The following is a 1,076-nucleotide window of genomic DNA, read 5'->3' as shown; positions in this document are numbered from 1 at the left end:
CTTAGAAACAACTCGACGTGCCGAACCGCACCAATTCGGCGGTTGGGCAAGCGATCTTGTGGTGGTCCCGGCTGGGTTCGAACCAGCGACCTTCCGCGTGTGAGGCGGACGCTCTCCCACTGAGCTACGAGACCGTGGGAACGACGTCGAACACTAGCACGCATCGGCGGCCAGACCCGAATCGGTATCCACCTGATCGACTTGATTGATTTGCCAAATATGCACTCCGATGCGGGCGTATGGTCACCCGTCATGGTTCACCTGCGGGTCTTTTGGCCGGCCGCCAGTAGCGCAGTTTTTGCTGCTAGCGCCCTGTTTTCGGGTTGCCACAGCGCGCCGACAGCCATGACAGATCAGGCTCCGGCCGTAACGCCGGTCATCCAGAGCGTCGCCGACCTGGTGAACCGGCAGGTCACCAGGCCGACGAGCTTCGACACCCCCTCGGGCAACGTGCGGTGCTACCTCGATGTCACGGCGGCGCGTTGCGACATCCTCGAACGTAACTGGGCCCCTCCCCTGCGGCCGGCCAGTTGCGCCTTCGACTACGGACACGGGATCACGCTCAGCCCGGACAGGCCGGCGCAATTCGTATGCGCGGGCGGCACCACGCCGCGCGCGGACACCCAACTGGCCGACCGGGACTCGATCACGGCAGGCACGCTGCGCTGCGAAGGCACTGCGACGGGCATCACATGCCTCGACGTGAAGAGCCGCCACGGATTCGCCCTCTCCCGGCAGGCGTATCACCTGTTCTGAAACACCGTTTTTGGCCAGGCTTTGCCCTCCCGTAATGGGGATTTGTGTCTGCGCACGTCGGTGGACTAATGTTCTGCATCGCGACGGGCGACGATCTCGCTCGTGGCGCGCGGATGTAGCGCAGTTGGTAGCGCATCACCTTGCCAAGGTGAGGGTCGCGGGTTCGAATCCCGTCATCCGCTCGAAGGCGCGATCGTGGCATCAACCCCAGTGGTGGAGTGGCCGAGTGGTGAGGCAACGGCCTGCAAAGCCGTGCACACGGGTTCGATTCCCGTCTCCACCTCCAAAAGTTTCGACCAGCGCGATTAGCTCAGCGGGAG

Annotated in this window: 1 protein-coding gene and 3 tRNA genes; 3 read left to right on the top strand and 1 reads right to left on the bottom strand. The window is 63.7% G+C overall.

What is annotated here, in order from left to right:
• Positions 1-59: 59 nt before the first annotated feature.
• Positions 60-134, bottom strand: a tRNA-Val gene (locus IMZ11_RS42420).
• A 118-nt stretch (positions 135-252) separates the two neighbouring features.
• Here IMZ11_RS42420 and IMZ11_RS42415 point away from each other — a divergent pair.
• The 3 genes from IMZ11_RS42415 (at position 253) to IMZ11_RS42405 (ending at position 1,042) form a co-directional block, all read left to right on the top strand.
• Positions 253-756 (top strand): hypothetical protein, encoded by a 504-nt coding sequence (locus tag IMZ11_RS42415; protein ID WP_228649210.1) that lies wholly within the window; start codon positions 253-255, stop codon positions 754-756.
• Positions 757-865: 109 nt separating this feature from the next.
• Positions 866-938 (top strand) — tRNA-Gly (locus tag IMZ11_RS42410).
• A 30-nt stretch (positions 939-968) separates the two neighbouring features.
• Positions 969-1,042: transfer RNA gene (locus tag IMZ11_RS42405), tRNA-Cys, on the top strand.
• The last annotated feature ends 34 nt before the right edge of the window (positions 1,043-1,076 follow it).

Origin of the sequence: Microtetraspora sp. AC03309, assembly GCF_020826795.1 — a bacterium.
Lineage (GTDB): Bacteria > Actinomycetota > Actinomycetes > Streptosporangiales > Streptosporangiaceae > Microtetraspora > Microtetraspora glauca.
The sequence above is the reverse complement of the archived record's forward strand: the minus strand, read 5'-3'. Positions and strand labels throughout refer to the sequence as shown.